Annotated in this window: 24 protein-coding genes and 1 riboswitch; of the genes, 14 read left to right on the top strand and 10 right to left on the bottom strand. The window is 61.5% G+C overall.

Going from position 1 to position 22,410, the window contains the following annotated elements; all coding sequences use genetic code 11:
* Nucleotides 1-147: 147 nt before the first annotated feature.
* Genes pcaD through RBB29_RS21410 form a run of 6 tightly spaced genes read right to left on the bottom strand, consistent with a single transcriptional unit; the run spans nt 148 to nt 5,333 of the window.
* Nucleotides 148-942, bottom strand: coding sequence for a 3-oxoadipate enol-lactonase (gene pcaD, locus RBB29_RS21435; protein WP_306116940.1), 795 nt, complete (start codon nt 940-942; stop codon nt 148-150).
* A gap of 9 nt (nt 943-951) precedes the next feature.
* On the bottom strand, nt 952-1,587 hold the full coding sequence (locus RBB29_RS21430) for a hypothetical protein (RefSeq protein ID WP_306116939.1): 636 nt from the start codon (nt 1,585-1,587) through the stop codon (nt 952-954).
* A 32-nt stretch (nt 1,588-1,619) separates the two neighbouring features.
* Nucleotides 1,620-2,834 (bottom strand): endonuclease/exonuclease/phosphatase family protein, encoded by a 1,215-nt coding sequence (locus tag RBB29_RS21425; RefSeq protein WP_306116938.1) that lies wholly within the window; start codon nt 2,832-2,834, stop codon nt 1,620-1,622.
* Nucleotides 2,831-3,817, bottom strand: coding sequence for a threonine/serine dehydratase (locus RBB29_RS21420; RefSeq protein ID WP_306116937.1), 987 nt, complete (start codon nt 3,815-3,817; stop codon nt 2,831-2,833). The genes RBB29_RS21425 and RBB29_RS21420 overlap by 4 nt, the downstream gene beginning before the upstream one ends.
* The gene (locus RBB29_RS21415) at nt 3,814-4,647 is read right to left on the bottom strand and encodes an alpha/beta fold hydrolase (RefSeq protein ID WP_306116936.1); all 834 of its coding nucleotides are present in this window, start codon (nt 4,645-4,647) and stop codon (nt 3,814-3,816) included. Before RBB29_RS21415 ends, RBB29_RS21420 begins: the two co-directional genes overlap by 4 nt.
* Complete coding sequence (locus tag RBB29_RS21410; RefSeq protein WP_306116935.1) at nt 4,647-5,333, bottom strand: haloacid dehalogenase type II; 687 nt, start codon at nt 5,331-5,333, stop codon at nt 4,647-4,649. Before RBB29_RS21410 ends, RBB29_RS21415 begins: the two co-directional genes overlap by 1 nt.
* A 193-nt stretch (nt 5,334-5,526) precedes the next feature.
* Between RBB29_RS21410 and RBB29_RS21405 the strand changes: the two genes are divergently transcribed.
* A complete protein-coding gene (locus RBB29_RS21405) occupies nt 5,527-5,955 on the top strand; it encodes a peptidylprolyl isomerase (protein ID WP_306116934.1) in 429 nt (142 codons plus the stop codon).
* Nucleotides 5,956-6,296: 341 nt separating this feature from the next.
* On the opposite strand, the gene RBB29_RS21400 is transcribed toward RBB29_RS21405, so the two are convergent.
* A complete protein-coding gene (locus RBB29_RS21400) occupies nt 6,297-7,286 on the bottom strand; it encodes an NADPH:quinone reductase (protein ID WP_306116933.1) in 990 nt (329 codons plus the stop codon).
* Nucleotides 7,287-7,332: 46 nt separating this feature from the next.
* Nucleotides 7,333-7,752 (bottom strand): iron response transcriptional regulator IrrA, encoded by a 420-nt coding sequence (gene irrA, locus RBB29_RS21395; RefSeq protein WP_306116932.1) that lies wholly within the window; start codon nt 7,750-7,752, stop codon nt 7,333-7,335.
* A gap of 170 nt (nt 7,753-7,922) precedes the next feature.
* Here irrA and fabA point away from each other — a divergent pair, with 170 nt between their 5' ends.
* From fabA to RBB29_RS21375, 4 genes are all read left to right on the top strand, one after another.
* A complete protein-coding gene (gene fabA / locus RBB29_RS21390) occupies nt 7,923-8,432 on the top strand; it encodes a bifunctional 3-hydroxydecanoyl-ACP dehydratase/trans-2-decenoyl-ACP isomerase (protein ID WP_306116931.1) in 510 nt (169 codons plus the stop codon).
* A 24-nt stretch (nt 8,433-8,456) separates the two neighbouring features.
* Complete coding sequence (gene fabB, locus RBB29_RS21385; RefSeq protein WP_306116930.1) at nt 8,457-9,686, top strand: beta-ketoacyl-ACP synthase I; 1,230 nt, start codon at nt 8,457-8,459, stop codon at nt 9,684-9,686.
* Nucleotides 9,687-9,692: 6 nt separating this feature from the next.
* Complete coding sequence (locus tag RBB29_RS21380) at nt 9,693-10,484, top strand: enoyl-ACP reductase (RefSeq protein ID WP_306116929.1); 792 nt, start codon at nt 9,693-9,695, stop codon at nt 10,482-10,484.
* Between the two features lie 98 nt (nt 10,485-10,582).
* Nucleotides 10,583-10,840, top strand: a complete 258-nt coding sequence (locus RBB29_RS21375; RefSeq protein WP_306116928.1) for a hypothetical protein — start codon at nt 10,583-10,585, stop codon at nt 10,838-10,840.
* Nucleotides 10,841-10,865: 25 nt separating this feature from the next.
* On the opposite strand, the gene RBB29_RS21370 is transcribed toward RBB29_RS21375, so the two are convergent.
* Nucleotides 10,866-11,735: a LysR substrate-binding domain-containing protein gene (locus RBB29_RS21370; RefSeq protein ID WP_306116927.1), complete on the bottom strand. Its 870-nt coding sequence runs from the start codon at nt 11,733-11,735 to the stop codon at nt 10,866-10,868.
* 107 nt (nt 11,736-11,842) lie between these two features.
* Here RBB29_RS21370 and RBB29_RS21365 point away from each other — a divergent pair, with 107 nt between their 5' ends.
* Entirely contained in the window at nt 11,843-13,393 is a 1,551-nt protein-coding gene (locus RBB29_RS21365) for a trimethylamine methyltransferase family protein (protein ID WP_306116926.1), read from the top strand.
* A 12-nt stretch (nt 13,394-13,405) separates the two neighbouring features.
* Nucleotides 13,406-14,497, top strand: a complete 1,092-nt coding sequence (locus RBB29_RS21360) for an aminomethyltransferase family protein (protein WP_306116925.1) — start codon at nt 13,406-13,408, stop codon at nt 14,495-14,497.
* Nucleotides 14,498-14,519: 22 nt separating this feature from the next.
* On the opposite strand, the gene RBB29_RS21355 is transcribed toward RBB29_RS21360, so the two are convergent.
* Entirely contained in the window at nt 14,520-15,389 is an 870-nt protein-coding gene (locus RBB29_RS21355) for a hypothetical protein (protein ID WP_306116924.1), read from the bottom strand.
* A 108-nt stretch (nt 15,390-15,497) separates the two neighbouring features.
* Here RBB29_RS21355 and miaB point away from each other — a divergent pair, with 108 nt between their 5' ends.
* The 7 genes from miaB (at nt 15,498) to lnt (ending at nt 22,213) form a co-directional block, all read left to right on the top strand.
* On the top strand, nt 15,498-16,832 hold the full coding sequence (gene miaB, locus RBB29_RS21350) for a tRNA (N6-isopentenyl adenosine(37)-C2)-methylthiotransferase MiaB (RefSeq protein WP_306116923.1): 1,335 nt from the start codon (nt 15,498-15,500) through the stop codon (nt 16,830-16,832).
* A 296-nt stretch (nt 16,833-17,128) separates the two neighbouring features.
* Nucleotides 17,129-17,632 carry an OmpA family protein gene (locus tag RBB29_RS21345; protein ID WP_306116941.1) on the top strand — a complete coding sequence of 168 codons (504 nt, stop codon included), beginning with the start codon at nt 17,129-17,131 and terminating at the stop codon, nt 17,630-17,632.
* A gap of 10 nt (nt 17,633-17,642) precedes the next feature.
* Nucleotides 17,643-17,957, top strand: coding sequence for a hypothetical protein (locus RBB29_RS21340; protein WP_306116922.1), 315 nt, complete (start codon nt 17,643-17,645; stop codon nt 17,955-17,957).
* Between the two features lie 297 nt (nt 17,958-18,254).
* Complete coding sequence (locus RBB29_RS21335; protein ID WP_306116921.1) at nt 18,255-19,262, top strand: PhoH family protein; 1,008 nt, start codon at nt 18,255-18,257, stop codon at nt 19,260-19,262.
* Between the two features lie 16 nt (nt 19,263-19,278).
* Nucleotides 19,279-19,767: an rRNA maturation RNase YbeY gene (ybeY, locus tag RBB29_RS21330; protein WP_306116920.1), complete on the top strand. Its 489-nt coding sequence runs from the start codon at nt 19,279-19,281 to the stop codon at nt 19,765-19,767.
* Nucleotides 19,768-19,809: 42 nt separating this feature from the next.
* Nucleotides 19,810-20,697 (top strand): hemolysin family protein, encoded by an 888-nt coding sequence (locus RBB29_RS21325; RefSeq protein WP_306116919.1) that lies wholly within the window; start codon nt 19,810-19,812, stop codon nt 20,695-20,697.
* Nucleotides 20,690-22,213: an apolipoprotein N-acyltransferase gene (gene lnt / locus RBB29_RS21320; RefSeq protein ID WP_306116918.1), complete on the top strand. Its 1,524-nt coding sequence runs from the start codon at nt 20,690-20,692 to the stop codon at nt 22,211-22,213. The genes RBB29_RS21325 and lnt overlap by 8 nt, the downstream gene beginning before the upstream one ends.
* 141 nt (nt 22,214-22,354) lie before the next feature.
* A riboswitch (SAM-SAH riboswitch) is annotated at nt 22,355-22,405 on the top strand.
* Nucleotides 22,406-22,410 lie beyond the last annotated feature (5 nt).

Genomic DNA, 22,410 nt, shown 5'->3' with positions numbered 1-22,410 from the left:
GCTGTTCCGCCCGGCGGCACCGCCGGGCAGCCCCCGCCCGCCCCCAGGGCGGGGGCTTTGCCCCCACCGCGGTCGGAGGCTGCCCTCAGAGATCACGCTCTGCGGTGCTGATATCTAGGACGATGTATTGAGGTGCAGTTCGTCAGATCACGTGGAGATATGGCCGATCTTGCGCAGGAACTGCGTCAGCACGCGCGCGTATTCCTCGGGCTGCTCGACGCAGGGCAGGTGGCCTGCCCGGCGGATGAGGTGGAATTCCGACCCGGGGATCAGATCGGTCGTCTCGCGCACCAGATCGGGCGGGGTGGAGCCGTCATCCGACCCCGCAATGCCAAGTGCCGGAAGGCGCAACCCGCTGGTCGGCGTGTAGAAATCCGTGCCCGAGATGGCATGCATGCAGCCGATGAACCCCTCGGCGCGCTGCCCGGTCATCATGTCGCGCCAGAACTGCATGTCGGGCGACGCGCGAAAAGTGCGCGTGAACCAGCGTTCCATCGTCGGATCGGCCAGCGCCTCGATCCCGCCGGCCTCTGCCGCCGCGATCCGTTCGGCCCACATGGCGGGTTGACCGATCTTGGCGGCGGTGTTCGAAAGCACGATGGCACGCACCAGATCAAGGCGTTTTACCGCCAACCCCTGCGCCACCATGCCGCCGATACTGAGACCCACGAAGGCGCAATCGGTGACGCCCAGGTGTTCAAGGACCTGCTCGGCATCCCTCACCAACTGCCCCATTGAATAAGGTGACGGTGGGCAATCCGATCCGCCATGGCCGCGCATGTCATAGCGGATGATACGCAAACCATCGGGCAAAAGCGGCATGATCTGGTCCCAGAGCCGCAGATCGGTACCGAGCGAATTGGCAAAGACCAGTGGCGCGCCCGCCGGGTCGCCTTCCTCCACCACGTTAAGCCGGATATCGTCTAGATCCATCAGGGCCATGGCCGTCTCCTACTCCTCGTAGATTTCGCCGAACCGTTTGAACACATCCTTGTCGGTCACCGACATGAACGCGCCCTGCGGGGTCAGAAGGCGCACGATCTCGAACCCGCTCTGGCCGATTTCAAGCCGCCCGGTACGCCGCACACCTTGGGTTTCAAGGGCGGCGAAGTCGATCATGTCGACCGGCGCGGACAGGTGCGGCGCGGTCATGAAGTTCTCGATCACGCTGAAGGAATACGCCAGGTACCCATGGTCGCGATTGACCGGCGGGGCAAGGCCGCGCCCGACGAGATAGCTGTACCCGCGCGTATCATCGACCACGACCGCCGCCACGGCCCAACCGCTGAAATCATCGGTGCTGGGGATGGTTTCGCCGTCTTCGTCGACATAGCTGATCTGCTCATCCTCAGGGTCCCAATAGACGGTGACCGTCGCGCCCCCTTCGGACAGCAACCACCGCTCTGCCACCCGCGGCAGGCCAAGTTTTTCGCGCACGAAGGCGTGGATGACATCATGGGAGTTCACGAAATCCGGCGTGTAGAAGTTGGTTTCGTTTTCAAAGAGGTGGAAAGATGTGCTGCCGTCCCAGACGGGGCCAATCGTCTCAGGCGTCTCCTGCGCCAGCGCGGGCGCGGTGAGGGCCATTGTGACCACCAGTGAAAGAAGTGCCCGCGCCCTCATTTCCCCGTGCTCCGCAGGCTCATATGCGCCACGATCTGGCCGTGATCCGAAGCGAGCTTGTTATAGGGCGCCTCGGGGTGGGAGCCATCGGTCAGGTGGTCGTTGAAGACGCTGAAATAGGTCATCTCGCCCACCCGATCGCCGTTGTCCGGATGAAAATGGCGCGACAGGAAAAGCTGGTCAATGCTCTCGTAAACCCCGCCGAAGGCAGAGGTATAAACCATGTCGCGCAGGGATTTGCGCACAAAGAGCTTTTCGGCGGAGTGCAGACGCACGGCCTCGATGTCCTCGGTGATTTGCGCGCTTTGCTCGGCGGAATAGCGGTCATTCGCGGCCTTGGCATCATGGCGCAGCATCCAGGCATAGTTCTTGAACGGCACCTCGCCTGCGATGATCTCGGAGCTGACCGCATGTTCGCCGTCGTTGAAGTCGCCCATGACCATGACCGGGTGGCCCGCCTTGATCTCCTTGACGATCTCACCGCGCAGCACCCAGGCCTCAGCCATGCGGCGCACGGCGGCGCGCAGGCTACCGAGGGCGCGGCCCACGGGATCATACCGGGTCAGGTCTTCCTCGGGGGCGAACTCGGCGCCCTTTGGTTTGTTGTATTCACCGAGCTTGGATTTCAGGTGGCAGTTGAAGACGGTGATCACCTGATCGCCGACGGGGACCCGTACCTTGAGGATCGGCCGCGACAGGCGGTGCAGGCGGTAGAACCCCGCCTCCTGCGGCCCGTCGAGCCCGCGCAGAGGCTGAAAGGGGATATCCAGCGGTTGCGGCAGGTCCTGGATCATCTCGGGCGTCCCGTGAAACCCGAACCGCGAGAGCACCGCGACACCCGGTCGGCGCTGCCCCGGCACGCCCTCATCCGCCGAGTTGGGCGCAAAGGCGAGGGCCGCTTCGGTATAGGGCTCCACCGCCAGTTTGCGGAAGATGACCTTGCGGCGATAGCTTTTCGATTTATCGGGAAGGGTGGCCGCGTTGAGTACCTCGGCGCGGCGGTTGGTCTCGTCGATGACGCTCTGCAGGGCGTCTTCTTCGAAGATCTCCTGTAACCCCACGATATCGGCATCAAGCGTCAGAAGCTGGTTCGCCATCCAGTCTTCTTTCCAGGCATATTCCTCGGGCGTGTATTTCTGGAACTCGTAGTATTCCTTGTCCGGCCCGATCAGGTTCTTGACGTTGAAACTGGCAATGGTGAATTCGGTCATACATCCCCCCCATACTTGTTAAGCGCCGTTTGAAAAACGTCGGCATCGACATTCCCACCCGAGATGGTGGCGATCACCGTATCACCTTCCAACGCATCCTTGTGGAAAAGCGCCGCGGCCAGTGCCGCCGCCCCGCCGGGTTCCGCGACCACCTTCAACCGCGCCCAGGCAATGGCCATCGCGTGCAGGCATTCCTCTTCACTCACCGCAACGCCCGGCCCGCAGAGCCGTTGCAGGATCGGGAAGGTAATCTGCCCCGGCGCGGGGGTCAGAATCGCGTCGCAGATATTGCCCGACTGGCTGTTGTTGGTCTCGATATGGCCCGAGGCAAGCGAGCGTTTCACATCATCGAATCCCTGCGGCTCTACCGGGCGCACACGAAGGGTAGTGGCATCGGCCTCGCAGGCCAGCGCAATGCCAGAGGTGAGGCCCCCGCCACCACAGCAGACCAGAACATCGGCATTTTCGATGTCCAGGGCGTTGGCGTCTTCGGCAATCTCCAACCCGCAGGTCCCTTGACCCGCAATCACCTGCGGCTCGTCAAAAGGGCGGATCAGCGTCAGGCCGCGTTCCGCGGTCAGCTCGTCGCCCAAAGCCTCGCGGCTTTCGCCGTTTGCGCGGTCATAAAGCACAACCTCCGCCCCAAGCGCACGGGTGTTGTCGATCTTCATCTGCGGCGCGTCGGCAGGCATGATGATGACAGAAGGCACGCCGAATTCACGGGCGGCCAGTGCCACGCCTTGCGCATGATTGCCGCTGGAAAAGGCGATGACACCGCGCGCGCGCGTGTCCGCGTCAAGCGCGGAGACCGCCGAACGTCCGCCGCGGTATTTGAAACTACCGGTATGTTGCAGGCATTCGGGTTTCACGAAGACCCGGCGGCCCGCGATCTCGTCCATGAAGGGCGAGTTCAGGAGCGGCGTGCGCCGCGCGTGCCCGTCAAGGCGCCCGGCGGCGGCGCGGATCATGGTGATGTCGGTCATTTTACCTGCTCCAGTAGGTCAGCAATGGCTTTGAGCGCCTCGGGTTCGTCGAGGAAGGGCACATGGCCCCGGTCCGGCACGGTCGCGGCGATCATGCCCGGATGGCGGCGGGCCATCTCGGCCTGCGTTTCGGCGGTCAGCAGATCGGAATTGGCCCCCCGGACCGAGGCCAGTGGCAGACCTTCGAGTGCCGCGAAAAGCGACCAGAGGTCGGGTGCATCCCCCGCACCGGCCTGTCCCACAAGCGCGTCGCGCAGGCGCGCGTCATAGCGCAGGGCGAGCGTTTCCTTGCCTTGCTCTGCCCACATAAATTCCGCCTGCACCAGCCAGCGGTTATAGATCACGCCGGGGAAATCATCGCCATAAACCGCCGCCAGCCCCTCGGCAGCCGCGGCATAGGTGGCAAAGTTGGGCTCCTTGCCGACATAATCCATAATCCGTTCGAGCCCGCCTGCATCGACCACCGGGCCGATATCGTTCAGGATCACGCCGTTGAGGCGCGATTTATGGGCATAGGCCAGCACCATCGCGATCAATCCACCCCGGGACGTGCCCAGAAGCGTCACCTTTTCCAGCCCCAGATGATCCAGCAACTCGATCGCATCCTGCGCCTCGCGCATGATGGAATAGTTCATGAAATCAGGATCATAATCCGACTTTCCCCGGCCGCGGTAATCCATGCGGATCAGCCGTTTATGCGCCAGGTGGGGGGCGACAAAGTCGAAATCTCGGCTGTTCCGCGTGAGGCCAGCCAGACAAAGGACCGATGCGCCCTTGCCGTCATCCTCGTAGTAAAGCGTGAGGCCGTCAGTGGTCTGGAAGGTCGGCATCAGAGGCCTGCCAGTCCCGGAATGCCCGTCAGGTCGGACAGGAAATGACGGGGCTTGGCAGGCAGGCGGTCCACAGGGTCACCGGCGCGGTTCACCCAGGCGGTTGTAAACCCAAATCCCGCCGCTGCCGCCGCGTCCCACCCGTTCGATGAGACAAACAGGACCTCGTCCCGGGCGCAGCCGAACCGTTCGCCGACAAGGTCGTAGACGACGCTGGCCGGTTTGAAGACGCCGACGCTTTCGACCGACAAAACATCGTCCAGCACGTCGCCGATCCCTGCCGATTGCACCGCCCCGTCGAGCATCGCCGGAGAGCCGTTCGACAAGATCGCCGTGTTCATGCCGCCGAATTTCAGCTTGGCCAACATCTCGGGCACTTCCGGATAGGCCTCAAGCTCCCAGTAGAGGTGCAGCAGGCGTTCACGCAACTCGGGATCGCCATCATGACTGCTGGCCTCAAGTGCCCAGTCCAGTCCGTTCTGCGTCACGTCCCAGAAATCCGCATGTTCTCCCATCACGGCACGCAGCCAGGTGTATTGCAACTGCTTCAACCGCCAATGCTCGGCAATCTGTGGCCAGTCCTTGGCAAAGGCTTCACGTCCCGGCTCCGCTGCGGCGAGGCGCGCTGCCGCACCCACATCGAAGAGCGTGCCGTAGGCGTCGAAAATACAGGTGGTGATTGGCATCTGCTCCCTCCAGTCTTGGGGCGCAGAGTGGCATGGATGCGCAGGCGGGGGAAGATCAATCTGGCCCTTGCCAAGCCGCTTTAGAATTTGCAATTGCGGGGCGCACCGTATAGCGTTACGTACTGCCCGCCCGAACTTCCGCGCCCTGATGTGCGGCCCCCGAACCCTATTTCACGACGCGATTGGACAATTGATGACCCAGGTCAAATCTGGCGACAAGGTACGCCTCCATTATACTGGCACCCTGACGGACGGCACGGAGTTTGACTCCAGCGCCGGGCGGGATCCCCTGGAATTCACCGTGGGGTCGGGCCAGATCATTCCGGGGTTGGATCAGGCCATTCCGGGCATGAAAGTGGGCGACAAGAAAGTCGTAGAGGTCCCCGCGGATGAGGCCTATGGGCAGCCGCACGCCAACGCCCGGCAGGATATCCCCCGGAGTGAGATTCCCAAGGACATCCCGCTCGAAGTTGGTATCCAGCTACAGATGCAGGCACCAGACGGGCAGGCGATCCCGGTCCGCGTTGTGGCGGTCACCGACGACACGGTGACCCTCGATGCCAACCATCCGCTTGCCGGTCAGGACCTCACCTTCGCGATTGAATTGGTCTCGATCGGGTAAGGATTGCGCCGTCGACAGGTAGGCTTACCAAGAAGGACTGGTTTTCTGAAAGCGCATGGCAGCATTGCGGGCATTGTCGCCGTTTGATCTGAGGGCCTCGCGCGGAATCAAGGCCGAAGGCCGCCGCGCGATCGCCAGACCGCCCGCAAGGGCTGGCGATTTGGAGAGGTTGCACCCCGATCAGAGGTCTTCCGGACTTGGCAAAGATAAATTGCATCTGAACACGGTCGATCGCCACCCCGCGGTCTGGCAATCGCGCGGCTGTTCTTGAAAGGCGACTTGGTCCGCAAAGGACTCTCAGAGGTCATCTGACCGGTTGAACTCAAAACGCTTTGGTTTCGCTACTCGATCTCCAGTAAAACCGCCCCGGCGCGGCCTGGGGTCATGACAGCCTCATGGGCCTTTGCGCAGTCCGCCAGCGGGTAGGTGGCGTGGATGGCAGGGAGCAGGTCACCATTGCTCAGCGCGTCATGCAGCCGGGTGATCGCGGCATTGCGGGCGGCATCGGGCAGGATGTAGATCAACGTGATGTCGATCTTGAGCGCCTTGAAGAGATAGGGGCCGAAGGGCAGTTCGGGGGTCATGTCGATGAACGAACCATAGGCGGCGATGGTGCCGTTCGGAGCCATGATTTCGGCCAGAAGGGCGGCATTCGCACCAAACTCGACTTCGATGGTGCGGTCGATGCCTTGCCCGCCCGTGACTTCGGTAATTTGGGCCGCAAGATCGGGGTCCGCATAGTCAAAGACATGATCCGCGCCCGCATCGCTTACCCGCGCGGCCGCTTTTCCCGAGCAGGTCGCGATAACGGTTGCACCACCGGCCTTGGCCAGTTGCACGGCATTGTGTCCCACCGCGCCAGCACCACCGCTGACGAGCAGGGTCTTGCCCGCGACATCGCCATCGCCAAAGACCGTCTGCGCCGCCGTCAGCCCTGGAATGCCAAGCGTTGCGCCGGTTTCCAGCGACACGCCATCGGGCAGGGGCACGGCTTGTTTCTCGGGTAGCGCGATGAACTCCGCCGCGGTGCCGAAGGGGCGTTGCCATTGACCGTTCCAGATCCAGACACGCTGACCCACGCGCGCCGGATCGACGCCGTTCCCCACGGCCTCGATGACGCCGGCGCCATCGGAATGGGGGATGATCTGATCGAAGGCAGGTTTGGTCACCCCGGGGCGCACGCCGGCCCGTGCCTTGGCATCCGACGGGTTCACGCCCGAAACCGCCAGGCGCACCAGAACTTCGCCATCGGCCGCGCTGGGGGTGGGCATGTCTGTCGGGGTCAGTACCTCGTCGGCGAGGCCGAAACGGGAATAGGTGATGGCGCGCATGGAAGGCCTCGCTGCTCTGGAATGTCAGCGGCCAGAATGCCGAAAATCAGGTGCGGCGCAAGCGGATCACGACATCGACCTTGGCGATCTCGGTCCCATCGGGGGCCTTGGGGAGATTTGCGATCTCGAGCTCTTCGGCCGGCGCATCGGAGAGGCGATTTTCATCCTCCCAGAAGAAATGCGGGTGATCGTGAGTATTGGTGTCGAAATAGCTGCGCGAGCCATCGACGGTGACTTCTTGGATCAGACCCACATCACAAAAGGCGCGCAGCGTGTTGTAGACCGTGGCCAGCGACACGCGCTCGCCCATCTTCTGCACATCGGCAAAGAGGCTTTCGGCGGTCACATGTCGGTGCTGACCGTCGCCCACCAGCAACGTGGCCAGCGCGACCCGTTGCCGCGTCGGACGCAATCCTGCGCCTGTGAGCCAATCTGTGCCTCGGTTTGTTGCTGTTTCGGTTGCCACGGCTGCCATCCTTTGAACTCATGGGTAATATAGGGTGTCCCCCTTGGTGATTTCAAACAAAATCATACGTTAACGGCGCGTGCGGCGACGCACACGGGCTTGCAAGCGCCTTTTGCCGGGTGCTACAGGTTGGGTAACGGAATATTGCAGAATTGAAAGGGTCGCCACATATGGCTGACTATCCAACCAGCTTCGACCGCGACGCTTTGCTGAAATGCGCCCGCGGAGAGCTCTTTGGGCCCGGCAATGCCCAATTGCCCGAACCTCCCATGCTGATGATGGACCGGATCACCGATATCAGCGGTGACGGTGGCGCACATGGCAAGGGCCATGTGGTGGCCGAGTTCGATATCAATCCCGACCTGTGGTTTTTCGAATGTCACTTCCCCGGCAACCCGATCATGCCCGGATGCCTGGGCCTTGATGGGCTGTGGCAGTTGACCGGTTTCAACCTCGGCTGGCGCGGCTGGCAGGGTCGCGGTTACGCGCTGGGCGTGGGCGAGGTGAAGCTCACCGGCATGGTCCGGCCCGACCGCAAGATGCTGACATACTACGTGGATTTCACCAAGGCGGTGCAGACGCGCCGCTTGACGATGGGTGTGGCCGATGGCCGGGTTGAGGCCGATGGCGAGGTCATCTATCAAGTCAAGGACATGAAGGTTGCGCTGTCCGAAAGCTGACCCCCTGACCAAAGGAGACCGCTAATGCGTCGTGTCGTCGTCACCGGCCTGGGTATCGTCTCGAGTATCGGGAATGATGCGGCCGCCGTGTTGAGTTCTCTGAAGGAAGGTCGCTCCGGGATCACCGCCAATGCGGATATGGCCGAACATGGATTCCGCAGCCAGGTGGCGGGTGATCTGAAGATTGACGTGTCTGAACACGTGGACAAGCGCACCCTGCGCTTCATGGGGCCGGGTGCAGCCTATGCCCATATCGCGATGGGGCAGGCGATTGCCGATGCGGGGCTTGAGGAAAGCGATATCGTCAATCCGCGTACCGGCCTGGTGGCAGGCTCCGGCGGCCCGTCGACAAGTGCAATGCTTGCGGCGCATCAGACCGTGCTGAAGACCGGCGCAACCAAGCGCATCGGCCCCTTCGCGGTGCCGAAAACCATGTGTTCGACGATCTCCGCGAACCTGAGTACGGCCTACAAGATCAAGGGCATCAACTACTCCATCACTTCCGCCTGTTCGACCTCGCTGCATTGCATCGGCAACGCGGCGGAGCAGATCATGATGGGTAAACAGGACGTGATGTTTGCCGGGGGCGGGGAAGAGTTGGACTGGACGCTCTCTTGCCTCTTTGATGCGATGGGCGCGATGTCGTCGAAATATAACGATACGCCGGAACGGGCGAGCCGCGCCTTTGACGCCGACCGCGACGGGTTCGTGATCTCGGGCGGCGGCGGGATCGTTGTTCTGGAAGAACTGGAACATGCCAAGGCCCGCGGGGCGAAAATCTATGCCGAGGTGACCGGCTATGGCGCGACCTCGGACGGCGCTGACATGGTGGCCCCCTCGGGTGAGGGCGGCGAGCGCGCGATGCGGCTTGCGCTGGAAACGCTCCCCGAGGGGCGCAGCGTGAGCTACATCAACGCGCATGGCACCTCGACGCCCGTGGGGGACGTCGGCGAGGTCGAAGCGGTGCGCCGCATCTTTGGGCAGGGCAGCACCCCCCCGATCAGTTCGACCAAGTCGATGACCGGCCACAGCCAAGGCGCGACCGGTGCGCAGGAGGCGATCTACTGTCTGCTAGCGCTGCACCACGATTTCATCATCCCGTCGATCAATGTCGAAACGCTGGATCCCGCGCTGGACCCGGCCGAGATCGCAACCACCCGCGTGGATGACGCTGGGATTGACACGGTGATGACCAACTCTTTTGGCTTTGGCGGCACGAACGGTTCGATGCTGCTGAGCAGATTTAACGGATAGGCACAGATGAGTGATGCAATGAAGGGCAAACGCGGGCTGATCATGGGGGTCGCCAACGACCGCTCGATCGCATGGGGCGTGGCCAAGGCGATGCACGAGGCGGGCGCGGAACTGGCCTTTTCCTATCAGGGGGAAGCCTTTGGCAAGCGTGTCGAACCGCTGGCGGCCTCGCTGGGCTCGGACCTTCTGCTGGACGTGGATGTCTGCGACGATGCCTCTCTCGATGCCTGTTTCGAGGCGCTGGCGGCGCGTTGGCCGACGATTGATTTCGTGGTGCATGCCATCGCCTATTCCGACAAGTCCGAGCTGACGGGCCGGTTCCTCAACACCAGCCGGGCAAACTTCAAGAATTCCATGGATATTTCTGCCTATTCCTTTATTGAGGTCGCCCGCCGGGCGCATCCGATGATGATGGAGAACGGCGGCACGCTCTTGACGATGACCTATCAGGGATCGAACCGCGTTGTGCCGAATTACAACGTGATGGGCGTGGCAAAGGCCGCGTTGGAAGCCACGACCCGCTACCTGGCCAATGACCTCGGCCCCGATGGCATTCGTGTGAACGCGATTTCGCCGGGTCCTATGAAAACCCTGGCCGGGGCAGTGATCGGTGGGGCGCGCAAGACCTACAAACACACCGATCAGAATGCGCCGCTGCGCAGCAATGCGACGCTCGACGCGATTGGCGGCACTGCGGTCTACCTGGCTTCGGATGCGGGCGCCTGCACCACCGGCGAGATTATCCGCGTCGATGGCGGCTATCACGTTCTTGGGATGCCGCAGCCCGAGTTCCTGTGAGGGAAACGCGCTAAAGCACCATAAAACCGTGATGTTTTCCTGATAATCGTCAGACTAGCGCCCCATTCTTGCCATGAGGGTCGGCAACTGTCCGGCCCATGGAACTTGCGTTTGTAAAGCGACAGGAACGTCAGGAGCGTTACCGTATCCGGGCCAAGACGGCCCGGTTCTATGCGCGGATTGTCATGTTCGCACTCGTTTGCGCTGTCGCTGTTGCGGCCTGGCAAGACGAGAATTACGGACCGATGATGCGGCAATACGCACTGACCGCACTGGAGACATTCGAGGCTGCAACCGGCGAAGACAGCACCGGGCGCAAACTGGTCGAAGCGGCGAAGAGCAAACTTCAACTCTGAGCTTGGATTGCGACTGTCGCAACGCTCAGAGGCTTTTGAGCCATTCCACGAAATCATCCACGTTTCGGGTGTGTTCACCATTGCCGGGGCGCGCAAGGAAATACCCATATGTTGAAAGCTCGATCTCCGAGAGGCGGAACAACCGGCCTTCGTCGAGATCTTGCTGCACAAGTGCGTCCATCAACGCGATGCCCTGACCGTCGATCACCGCCTGAACCCGCACATTCGGATCGGGGATGATCAGGGTGTCCTTGCGGTCCTCACGGTGCAGGTCCGCCGCCGCAAGCCAGTCTGACCAGGCGTTGCTGTCATCGTGATCGCGCAAAAGTGTCAGGTCGGAGATGGCCCGCCTCAATCCCAGTTTTTGAACCTTTTCAAAGGTTTCACGATTTCCCACGGGCCAGGCGGGCATTGGCATCAAGGGCGAGATGTGCACGTCGTCCCATTCCCCATTTCCCCAACGGATCGCGAGGTCCACCCCCTGCCGGTCCAGATCAAAGAGCCGTGTCATCGGCTGGAGTCGTAACTGAATGCCGGGGTGGTCCTGCATGAAGGTCATGAGCCGGGGCGAGAGCCACCGGGACGCAAAATAACTCGACATGCCGACGGTAAGGGAATTGTCTTCCATCCGAACCATTTCGGCGAGGCCGGTCTCGATATTCTGGAAGGCCGGTCGCGCCAGGGTCAGCAATTCCTGTCCGACCTCTGTCAGCACAACGCCGCGGGGTTGGCGCCGAAACAATTTGATATCCAAAGCTTCTTCAAGCGTTTTGATTTGATAACTGACCGCCCCCTTGGTCATCGCCAAGGCGTCCGCGGCGTCCGAGAAGCTGGAATACCGGGCCACGACAGTGAAGAGCCTCAGGGAGTCGTAATGTCTGAAAAAGGTAGCCATTACCTTAGAGTATAAGAAATATGAACGATATGTATAGAAAAACTCGATTGTACCACGTTTAGATTTGGAGAAATCATTTACTCAAAGCTCGCTAACAGAGGTTTGGGTTGGGAAATTTAGACATATCTTCGCTCCGCCAGGCACCGCGAACCGCTCGGCGACGACGCGGATGCCGCCGTGCGGCGCTCGCGCCAGCGCCCATTTTGAACCAGCGACGGATACCTGCGTTCAAAATCCTCGGTGAGGGGGCCTTGGCGGCAATCGAGGAACAGGCGGACTGGGTCCTGGATCAGATCGGCGTCGAGTTTCGCGGCGATGACATCGCTCTGGAACTTTTCCAGGCCGCCGGAGCGAGGGTCACCGGCCAACGGGTGACATTTGAACCGGGCCTCGTGCGACAACTGTGTGCCACCGCCCCGGCACAATTCAGGCTCCATGCCCGCGATCCGGCCAACACGGTGACGCTGGGTGGGGATCACGTCGTTCTGATGCCGGGATACGGATCGCCCTTTGTGACGGATCTCGAACGCGGGCGGCGATATGCAACGGTGCAGGATTTTCGAAACTTCGTGAAGCTGACGCAAAGCGCGCCCTGGCTCCACCACTCCGGCGGGACGGTCTGCGAACCGACCGATCTTCCCGTCAACAAGCGGCATCTCGATATGATGCTGGCCCACCTGACGCTCTCGACCAAACCCTTCATGGGCGCGGTCACATCCGCCGACCGGGCGCAGGACAGTATTGACATGGCCCGCCTTGTCTTCGGTGCGGAGTTCATGGCCGGACATGCCGTGATGCAGGGCAATATCAACGTCAACTCACCGCTGATCTATGACGGGACAATGTCAGCGGCACTGAGGGTCTATGCGGCGGCGGGGCAATGCGTCTGTGTTTCGCCCGCGATCTTTGCCGGCGCCATGGGGCCACTTTCACCGGCGGCGGTCGCGGCCCAAACGCTCGCCGAAGGCATGGTCGGCATCGCGCTTGCGCAACTTGTGCGGCCCGGTTGCCCGGTCGTGCTAGGCAGCTTTCATTCGACCATGAACCTCAGATCCGGCGCGCTGACCTTCGGCTCGGCTGAGGCCAACCTGGTCACGATGGCGCTGTCGCAGCTTGGGCGGCGTCTGGGCGTGCCTGTCCGGTCCGGAGGAGGCCAGATCACGGCCTCCAATGCAGCCGACGGGCAGGCGATGCAGGACAGCGCCGATGCGATGTGGGCGACGCTTCTGTCCGGGGCGCATCAGGTCTGGCATGCGGCGGGCTGGCTCGAAGGCGGGTTGGTGATGTCCTACGAGAAATTCGTGATGGACCTCGACCATTGCGGCGCGATGATGACGCTTCTGCAAGGCTTCGATACCGATCCCGAAGCCTTTGGGCGCGATGCCTATATCGAAACCGGTCCCGGTGAGAATTTCCTCTCGACCAAGCACACGCTGCGCCACTACGCGACGGCAAATTTCTCGCCGCGCATCCCCGAACCCGGACCCTTTGAGACATGGCAAGAGGCCGGTGCGCCGACCCTGGCAGAGCGGGCAACGGTGCGCTGGCAACAGATGCTGGCCGACTATGAAGCACCACCTATGGACGCGGAGATCAAGGCGGCGCTCGTCGGTTTTGTGGAGGACCGCAAGGCGTCGATGCCGGATGAATGGTATTAGAAAGGAACGACAATGACAGAAGAACTCAGCCGCACCTCAGCACTGGCCTCGCGTCACACCGCCCTTGGCTCTGGTCTGGAGGATTGGAACGGGATGGGCACGGCCTGGACCTATGACACCGACCCGAACGAAGAACACGACGCCGTGCGCGAGAGGGCGGGCATGTTCGACATGTCACCTTTGAAGAAGGTCTTTGTGCGCGGGCCGGACGCCGCGGCGACCCTTGACCATCTGACCACGCGGGATGTGTCCCGGATTGCGCCGGGAAAGGCGGCCTATCTCTGCGTACTGACCGACAAGGGCGGCATTGCAGACGATGCGATCCTGTCCAACAACGGGAATGACGAGTGGATGATCGTGCATGGCTCCGGCGACACGATGGCGCTGCTTGAGGCCTCGGCGGAGGGTCGGGATGTGCGGATCGAATTTACCGACGATCTGCATGACCTGTCGGTGCAGGGGCCGCAATCCTGCGATATTCTGAATGCCAATTGCGATATCGACCTGTCGTCGCTCGCCTATTTCGAGCATGCGCCAGCAGAGCTTTTCGGCCACCCCTGCCGCCTGTCGCGCACCGGGTATTCGGGCGAACGGGGGTATGAGATCTTTGCCGATGGCGACGCGATTTGCGACATCTGGGACAAGTTGGTGGCGGCGGGTGTCATGCCGTGCTCTTTCACCGCGCTGGACAAGGTGCGGATCGAAGCGGGGCTTTTGTTCTACGGCTATGACATGACTGAGGCGAACACCCCCTGGGAGGTTGGCCTTGGCTTTACGGTCAGCAAAAATAAGGGCGATTTCCGCGGCAAGGCGGCGGTAATGGCGGCAAAGGGCAACGAGGCCGTCAATAACATCTGCCTTGATGTCGCCCATACGGACATGTTGGCTGGGGGCGAGGTCTTGTCGCTCGACGGGCAAGAGGTTGGTGTCGTCAACAGCCCGTGTTTCTCCCACCGGATGGGAAAATCTCTTGCCTTGGCGCATGTGCGACCGGGCGTGGGGGCGGGGGCGGTCTTGCAGGTCGACGGTGACGGTATTGAGACAACTGCAACCGTGGTGCAAAGCCCGATCTACGATCCGCAGAAATCAAGAACCCACGCCTGACGCGCGCGCCGGGGTCGTGGGTTCAGAACCACTGCCCCGGTTCCATCAGGCCCAGGTCCAGCAATTGCCGGGAATGCCATTCAAACGGCGTGGAGTTGTGCCATTTGAACGTCTCGATATCAAAGGTCGAGCCGGGATTGCGCTTGAGCGCCTTTGCCGTTCGGAATGACACGATGGCGGCCGTCAGGTTGTGATGCCAGGGGCAGGCATAGGTGTTGTATTCCTCGTCGTTGAACCGGTGGTTCGGCAGTAGCACAAGTTCCGGCTTGGCGCGGAAAAGCGCGATGCGGTCGATGTTGCGACGCGGCGCGGGGATATGCTCCTCATAGCGCCAGCGCAGACCGCCGAAGAAATCGAGTTGCCGTTCCTTGGGGTGATTGTGATTTTCCGGGTCGTTGCGGGCCAAGGCGTAGTAGCCCGACCGGTCCATATGGGCGTCTTCGAGCGATACCGCGTTCTTGTGGGTGTAGAGGTCACCGGCATAGAGGTCGACCACATAGGTCAGCATCGCATCGCGCCGTTCTTCGGTGTGGAAGGTCAGCATCTCGCCCACGGTGCGGGTTTCGCAGAACGGAAAGAACAGGTACTCGGCGTTGAAGCAGTAATAAAGCCATGTCCCCGGGGCTGCGGCGATGACCTGGTTCACGGCTTCGACGAAATCGTCCCCGGCGATCATGTCAAAATCAATGCGCTGCACCTTTGGTTCGACGTCGTCGGGCAGGGTGAAGCCCGGCGGCATCATCACCAGAACCTGTTTGAAGCCCGATTCGAGATGGTGGCGAATGCTGGTATCAACCTCGACCTCGTCCTCGACAAAGATCATCGCCACCGGCCCCTTGGCCAGAAGCGGTTTTTGCTGCGCCAGGAACGCTTTGAGAGAGGGATACTGCATCTTGGCCCTTTGTCGGTTGGCGGCAGAATCGGGGAAATCCTGACGCATTGCAAGAGACCCGTGAGTTGATGTAGTCAGGCCCCCTGAAACGCTAGGGGATCGCGACAGATGGCGGAGCCAAAGAAACTGTTCATCAAGACCTACGGGTGCCAGATGAACGTCTATGACAGCGAGCGCATGGCCGAGGCCATGGGCGGGGCAGGGTATGTCGAAACCCAGACGCCCGATGACGCCGACATGATCCTGCTCAACACCTGCCATATACGCGAAAAAGCTGCCGAAAAGGTTTATTCGGAACTTGGGCGGTTCCGCGAGCTGAAGGACGCCAAGCCCGACCTCAAGATCGGCGTTGCGGGCTGCGTGGCCCAGGCCGAGGGCGAAGAGATCATGCGCCGGCAGCCACTGGTCGATCTGGTGGTCGGTCCGCAAAGCTATCACCGCCTGCCACAGATGGAGGCGAAAACGCGCGACGGCGCCAAGGCGCTCGACACCGACTTCCCCGAGGATGACAAGTTCGACACCCTGCGTAAACGGGCCAAGGCCAAGCGCGGGCCGACCGCGTTCCTGACCGTGCAGGAAGGCTGCGACAAGTTCTGCGCCTTCTGCGTGGTGCCCTATACCCGTGGGGCGGAGGTCAGCCGTCCGGCGGATCGGATTTTGGAAGAAGCGCGCGAACTGGTCGATCGCGGGGTGCGGGAAATCACCCTTCTGGGCCAGAACGTGAACGCCTATCACGGGGCAGGCCCCGCGGGCGACATGACCCTGGCGCAGCTCATCTGGGAGCTGGACAAGATCGACGGGCTGGCGCGCATCCGGTTCACCACAAGCCATCCCAATGACATGGCGGATGACCTGATCGAGGCGCATGGCACCTGCGACAAGCTCATGCCCTATCTGCATCTGCCGGTGCAGTCGGGTTCCGATCATATCCTCAAGCGGATGAACCGGAGCCACACGGCAGAGAGCTATCTTCGGCTCATCGAACGCATCCGCGCGGCGCGGCCCGATATCCTCATGTCCGGTGATTTCATCGTGGGCTTCCCGGAAGAAACCGAAGAGGATTTTCAGGCCACGATGGACCTCATCGAAGAGGTCAATTACGGTTATGCCTATTCATTCAAATACTCGACCCGCCCCGGTACACCGGCGGCAGAACGGTCGCAGGTAGACGAAGATGTGAAATCCGAGCGCCTGCAGCGTCTGCAGGCCCTCATCACGCAGCAACAGCGCGCCGCGCAGGAGGCGATGGTGGGGCGCACGGTCAACGTGCTCTTCGAAAAACCCGGGCGGCAAGACGGGCAGATGGTGGGCAAGTCCGAGTACCTGCATGCGGTCCATGTGACCGATTCCACGATCCAGAGCGGTGACATCGTGCCCGTGAAAATTGTGGAGAGTGGTGCGAATTCCCTTTCAGGTGAAATTCTGCGTCAGGCCGCCGAGTAAATTCCACACGGCGGTCGGGAATGCCGTGTCCAACGTTCACGCTGAGGTATCAATCAGGCGCAAATTTTGACACTGTTTCCCCGATAAACACAATATCTGGTTATTTTCCTTCCCAAATAGACATTTCGCGTTAAACTTTCCCGAATTGGTACGAGTGGGGGCTTGTGCTGCGCGGACGGCGCTTTCTGGCCCTTTGTTGTGAAACACGGGTAGAAACGGGGGCTGTGGCGGAGATGAAACCAACGACAGCGATGAGGGTGCTGAAAGGGCTGGCAGTGGCCGCCATCGGCATCGCAATGACCGCAGGCGCCAGCGTGGCGCAATCCAGCGGCAAGACCAAGACCGAGCGTTACATTCCAACCATCTGGGTCGATCCCGACGGGTGCGAACATTGGGTGATGGATGACGGGTTCGAAGGTTTCATGACGCCCCACGTTACCCGCGATGGCAAACCGGTCTGCCGCCGGGGCAATGTCTGCGGCGTGATGAACTCGGACCAGCTTTTTGCCACCGACAGCGCCCGCATCGGCGCCGCGGGTCAGGAGCGGTTGCGCCAGTTCTTCCAACAGACAAACGCGCGGGGCTTCGTGATTACCGGACATACCGACAGCCGGGCCTCGGACGCCTACAACATGAACCTGTCATTGCGGCGCGCCAATGCGGTGGCCCGCGTCGGCAAATCGGTGGGCGCGCGGATCAACGGTGTGCGGGGCTATGGCGAACGCCAGCCGCGGGCGTCGAACAAGACCGCCGCGGGTATGGCGCAGAATCGCCGTGTTGAAATCATGTGTATTCAGTGAGGGGCCGGATATGACCTTGAAATCTGCATTTCTGAGCCTCTGCGCCGTTGGTCTGCTTGCTGGCTGTGGTGAGGGCGGTGGCGGCCAGGTGGGCGAAAACAAGTCCATCGACTATGGCTTTGGCCGCAAACATCTGAGCCAGTTGCAGGCGGGCATCTGGGTTGATCCGAATGGCTGCGATCACTGGATCATCGATGACGGGATCGAGGGATACCTCTCGCAGCGGTTGGATCGTAACGGCAAGCCGGTCTGTTCCGGTGTGGCACCGCCCACGACAGTCACCGGACCGTTCCAGGGCCGCCAGACCGTCGGCGATACCTTCTGAGGCCTCTCTCCAACGGCTCTGAGCCGTGAGAGGGTCAGATCACCGAATCAAACCTATCCGGAGGATACCGTGATCCGCGATGGCTGCGGGTCGCGGAGCAATCGAGTAGCGGACGTTATCCGGTTGGATCGGGTGCTGCAAAGCGGTTTGGGTTAATGAGCGGCACTGCCCGGCAAGAGGCCGGTGGTCTTTCGGTTTTTTCATAAACATTCGCAAACAATCGCCAATGCGCCCTTGCACCCCCCGGGACAAGTTGGCACGATTTCGGGAACGAAACGTCTTTGCCAGGAGAGTTGATTGATCAGCGGTGAACTGCCTCAAACCCTCGACCCCAGTGTTCAGCATGAGGAGGTCGTGGAATTCCCCGATAACCGTTTGCTGATCGACCTGTGCGGCGAGTTTGACAGAAACCTTGCGGAGATTGAGCAAAACCTGAGCGTGCAGATCATGCGGCGCGGCAATCAGCTTGTCGCCGTGGGTGAGGAGGCCCCGGCGAAGGAGGCGGTGGCCGTCCTGCAATCGCTTTACGAGCGGCTCGAGACCGGCAAGACGGTCGAGCATGGCGATATTGACCGTGAGTTGCGCATGGGCGGGTCCGACAAGGGCACCGGGAGCCGCGATGGCGATCAGCTTGAGATGTTCAAGGGCGGCACGGTCGAGATCAAGACCCGCAAGAAGCTGGTCGAGCCGCGCACCGAGGCGCAGAAGGCCTATGTGCGGGCGCTTTTCTCCAAGGAACTGGCCTTTGGCATCGGGCCTGCGGGCACCGGCAAGACCTATCTGGCCGTGGCCGCGGGCGTGTCGATGTTCATCGAAGGGCATGTGGACCGCATCATCCTCAGCCGTCCCGCCGTGGAGGCGGGTGAGAAGCTGGGCTATCTGCCGGGGGACATGAAGGACAAGGTCGACCCCTACATGCAGCCGCTTTACGATGCGCTGAACGATTTTCTGCCGGGCAAGCAATTGGCTAAGCTGATCGAGGACAAGCGCATCGAAATCGCCCCGCTGGCCTTCATGCGCGGGCGTACGCTGGCCAATGCTTTCGTGGTGTTGGATGAGGCGCAGAATGCCACGTCGATGCAGATGAAGATGTTCCTGACCCGGCTGGGCGAAGGCAGCCGCATGGTCATTACTGGTGACCGGTCTCAGATCGACCTGCCACGCGGTGTAACAAGCGGATTGCACGATGCAGAGCGTCTCTTGAAGACGATCCCCGATATCAGTTTCAGCTACTTCTCGGCCAAGGACGTGGTGCGCCACCCGCTTGTCGCCGCGATCATCGAGGCGTATGAGGCCGACACCTGAAACGTGACGGCATGACATGCTGACCGAGACCCTCATTGAAGATGACCGCTGGCAAGCGGCGGGCCTAACCGAATTGTCGGAACGTGCGGCTATGGCTACGCTCTTGCATCTGGGGATGGACCCGGACGGCTGGGAGATCAGCGTGCTGGGGTGCGATGATGCTCGGATTGCCGTGCTCAACGGCGATTTCCGGGACAAACCCGCAGCCACAAATGTGTTGAGCTGGCCCAGTGCGGAGCGGGGCGCTAAGACCCCCGGCGGGGTGCCCGATCTGCCTGAGGCGGGGCCCGACCCTGAGCTTGGCGATATCGCGATTGCCTATGACACCTGCGCAAGCGAGGCGGATGAGAGCCAAAAACCGCTGAGTGAGCATGCAACTCACTTAATCGTTCATGCGCTGTTACATCTTTTGGGCTATGACCATATCCGTGACGAAGATGCCACCTTGATGCAGTCAATCGAGGTGGAGGTACTTGGCAAACTGGGGCTACCTGACCCATATTAGGGGCGTGGGGCCTTCTGAGCACTGCAATTTTGGAAAGAGAGAATGGGCGACAGTATCGACGGATCCTCTAACGCAGCGCATCGCGCGCAGGCCGAGGGCCACGAAGAAGAGGAACAGGGCGGGTTTTTCCGCCGGATTTTTGGGGCGCTGAGCCCCGGCGACGACACTCTGGATGATGACGAGGAGGGCGAAAGCCCGAGGTCCGAAGGTCAGCCGGGCATTGGTAACCTGCGCCGCATGGCGGTTGAGGACGCGGCGATCCCCAAGGCCGATATTGTGTCGGTGGCCTCGACCATCACCAAGGATGAACTGGTGCAGGTGTTCCGCGACAGCGGGCTGACCCGCCTGCCGGTCTATAACGGCACATTGGACACACCCATCGGGTTCGTTCACCTCAAGGACCTCGCGTTGAAACACGGGTTCAACGGCGCCGGCGGGCGGTTCTCGCTCAAGCGGATGCTGCGTCCCCTGCTGTTCGTGCCACCGTCGATGCCGATCGGCGTTCTGCTGCAGAAGATGCAGGCGGAACGGCGGCACATGGCGCTTGTGATCGACGAATATGGTGGCGTGGACGGGCTGGTCACGATCGAGGACCTGATCGAACAGGTCGTGGGCGAGATCGAGGACGAGCATGACATCGACGAAGGCGGTTTCTGGACGCAGGAGCCATCGGGTTGCTACCTGGCTTTGGCCAAGACCCCGCTCGATGAGTTCGAGGCCGAGATTGGTTTTTCCCTGACCGATGCCGACGAGGTGGACGAGGAAGAGATCGACACTTTGGGTGGTCTGGTCTTCATGCTTCTGGGCCGGGTGCCCTCGCGCGGCGAGGTAGTCGAACATCCAACCGGTGTGATGATCGAGGTGATGGATGCCGACCCGCGCCGGATCAAACGCCTCAAGGTGAGCCTGCCAGGCCACAAGGATGACTGACACCGCAGATCAGGGTTTTTCAAGCCGTATCAACAGGATGCGAGGCATTCTGCGTGTATTGGTTTATCTTGGGCTGGGCGCGATTGCGGCCCTCGGGCAAGCCCCATGGGATCTCTGGCCGCTGACCATTTTTGCGCTCGCGCTGGTCTATGCGCTTTTTCGTCAGACGGAAGGTCTGCGGCAGGCTGCCGTGCTGGGCGGGGTGGTCGGCACGGGGTACTTCATGCTGGCGCTCAGTTGGATCATCGAGCCGTTTCTGGTCGATGTCGCGCGCCACGGTTGGATGGCGCCCTTTGCGCTCGTCGGGCTGTCGGCGTTCATGGCGTCCTACTGGGCCCTGGCCTTCGGTGTCGCTCGGGCGTTGGGCGGCGGCGCGTTGGCGCTGATCGTTTGTTTCGCCGTGGGCGCATGGCTGCGCGGCTATCTCTTTACCGGTTTTCCCTGGGCCCAGGTTGGGCATATCTGGATCGATACGCCGACGCTGCATTGGGCATCTGTGGTCGGCGCGCTTGGCCTTTGTGCGATCACGATGGCCGCGGCCATCGCGCTTTGGCATCTCGTTTCGGGACAAAGGCACATCGGCGCTCTGGTGGTGGTCGCAATCGCCGCGCTTTTCCTGACCGGCCCGACCATCACAGCACATAGCCCGAACATGGCCGCAGATCGCCCGGTTGTCCGGCTGATCCAACCCAATGCGGCCCAGCATGAAAAATGGGATCCGCAAAAGATCCCGATCTTCTTCAACCGGCAATTGGAGTATTCCGCCGCCGGGGAGGCACGGCCGGACCTGATCGTGTGGCCAGAGACGTCCGTGCCGGTCCTCCTGAATCACGCCGACTCGACACTTGCCTCGATTTCCGACGCCGCCGGTCAGGTGCCGCTGGTACTGGGGATCCAGCGGCTGGATGGGCCGCGATTCTATAACTCGGCGATTTTCCTTGGGGCCGACGGGCAAGTGGATGCGATCTACGACAAGCATCACCTGGTGCCGTTCGGGGAGTTCGTGCCCTTCGGTGAGATCATGAAACGCTTCGGCATCGCCGGGATGGCGGCGCGGGACGGCAATGGCTATTCCTCCGGGCCGGGCGCGCAGGTTGTCGATCTGGGCGCGGTGGGCAAGGCGTTGCCGCTGATTTGCTACGAAGGGGTCTTTGCCCGCGATGTCGCCGCCGCCCCCGAACGCCCGGGGTTTTTGCTGATGATCACGAACGACGCCTGGTTCGGCGAGGTCTCCGGCCCCTATCAACACCTGGCGCAAGCGCGACTGCGCAGTGTCGAGCAGGGCCTGCCGATGGTCCGGGCCGCGAATACCGGTGTGTCCGCGGTGATCGACGCGAGGGGGCACATCACACACCATCTGCCATTGGGGCAGGCGGGCTGGTTCGACGCGCCGCTTCCGCTGCCGCATCCGCCGACGATCTATGCGCGGATCGGTGACGGGGTGGTTCTGGGCGTTCTGATCGCTCTCCTCGGGGCGTCGATTGCAATCGGGCGATGGCGCGGCCAAAACGCTTAGACATCTGGTGACCCGCCCAAATCGGAACCAATCAAAGAGCTGCGCATGGTTTGTCGATGATCTGCGCTCAATTTCCGCACAATTAACGGCAATTCGTTTTAAAGATTGACGCGCTCCCGGTGTGGCCTTAACCAGTGCCGAACCCCGTCACAACGGCTTCCTGGCGTGGCGGTGATCTTTTTTAATGGAGCGATCTC

Source organism: Roseovarius sp. MMSF_3359 (assembly GCF_030733385.1).
Classification (GTDB): Bacteria; Pseudomonadota; Alphaproteobacteria; order Rhodobacterales; family Rhodobacteraceae; genus Roseovarius.
This window is presented reverse-complemented; position numbering and strand designations above follow the sequence as displayed.

Excerpts from the sequence above, each read along its gene's own strand:
- pcaD (WP_306116940.1), bottom strand. The coding sequence starts at position 942 with ATGGCCCTGATGGATCTAGACGATATCCGGCTTAACGTGGTGGAGGAA.
- RBB29_RS21430 (WP_306116939.1), bottom strand. The coding sequence starts at position 1,587 with ATGGCCCTCACCGCGCCCGCGCTGGCGCAGGAGACGCCTGAGACGATT.
- RBB29_RS21425 (WP_306116938.1), bottom strand. The coding sequence starts at position 2,834 with ATGACCGAATTCACCATTGCCAGTTTCAACGTCAAGAACCTGATCGGG.
- RBB29_RS21420 (WP_306116937.1), bottom strand. The coding sequence starts at position 3,817 with ATGACCGACATCACCATGATCCGCGCCGCCGCCGGGCGCCTTGACGGG.
- RBB29_RS21415 (WP_306116936.1), bottom strand. The coding sequence starts at position 4,647 with ATGCCGACCTTCCAGACCACTGACGGCCTCACGCTTTACTACGAGGAT.
- RBB29_RS21410 (WP_306116935.1), bottom strand. The coding sequence starts at position 5,333 with ATGCCAATCACCACCTGTATTTTCGACGCCTACGGCACGCTCTTCGAT.
- RBB29_RS21405 (WP_306116934.1), top strand. The coding sequence starts at position 5,527 with ATGACCCAGGTCAAATCTGGCGACAAGGTACGCCTCCATTATACTGGC.
- RBB29_RS21400 (WP_306116933.1), bottom strand. The coding sequence starts at position 7,286 with ATGCGCGCCATCACCTATTCCCGTTTCGGCCTCGCCGACGAGGTACTG.
- fabA (WP_306116931.1), top strand. The coding sequence starts at position 7,923 with ATGGCTGACTATCCAACCAGCTTCGACCGCGACGCTTTGCTGAAATGC.
- fabB (WP_306116930.1), top strand. The coding sequence starts at position 8,457 with ATGCGTCGTGTCGTCGTCACCGGCCTGGGTATCGTCTCGAGTATCGGG.
- RBB29_RS21380 (WP_306116929.1), top strand. The coding sequence starts at position 9,693 with ATGAGTGATGCAATGAAGGGCAAACGCGGGCTGATCATGGGGGTCGCC.
- RBB29_RS21375 (WP_306116928.1), top strand. The coding sequence starts at position 10,583 with ATGGAACTTGCGTTTGTAAAGCGACAGGAACGTCAGGAGCGTTACCGT.
- RBB29_RS21370 (WP_306116927.1), bottom strand. The coding sequence starts at position 11,735 with ATGGCTACCTTTTTCAGACATTACGACTCCCTGAGGCTCTTCACTGTC.
- RBB29_RS21360 (WP_306116925.1), top strand. The coding sequence starts at position 13,406 with ATGACAGAAGAACTCAGCCGCACCTCAGCACTGGCCTCGCGTCACACC.
- RBB29_RS21355 (WP_306116924.1), bottom strand. The coding sequence starts at position 15,389 with ATGCAGTATCCCTCTCTCAAAGCGTTCCTGGCGCAGCAAAAACCGCTT.
- miaB (WP_306116923.1), top strand. The coding sequence starts at position 15,498 with ATGGCGGAGCCAAAGAAACTGTTCATCAAGACCTACGGGTGCCAGATG.
- RBB29_RS21345 (WP_306116941.1), top strand. The coding sequence starts at position 17,129 with ATGACCGCAGGCGCCAGCGTGGCGCAATCCAGCGGCAAGACCAAGACC.
- RBB29_RS21340 (WP_306116922.1), top strand. The coding sequence starts at position 17,643 with ATGACCTTGAAATCTGCATTTCTGAGCCTCTGCGCCGTTGGTCTGCTT.
- ybeY (WP_306116920.1), top strand. The coding sequence starts at position 19,279 with ATGCTGACCGAGACCCTCATTGAAGATGACCGCTGGCAAGCGGCGGGC.
- RBB29_RS21325 (WP_306116919.1), top strand. The coding sequence starts at position 19,810 with ATGGGCGACAGTATCGACGGATCCTCTAACGCAGCGCATCGCGCGCAG.
- lnt (WP_306116918.1), top strand. The coding sequence starts at position 20,690 with ATGACTGACACCGCAGATCAGGGTTTTTCAAGCCGTATCAACAGGATG.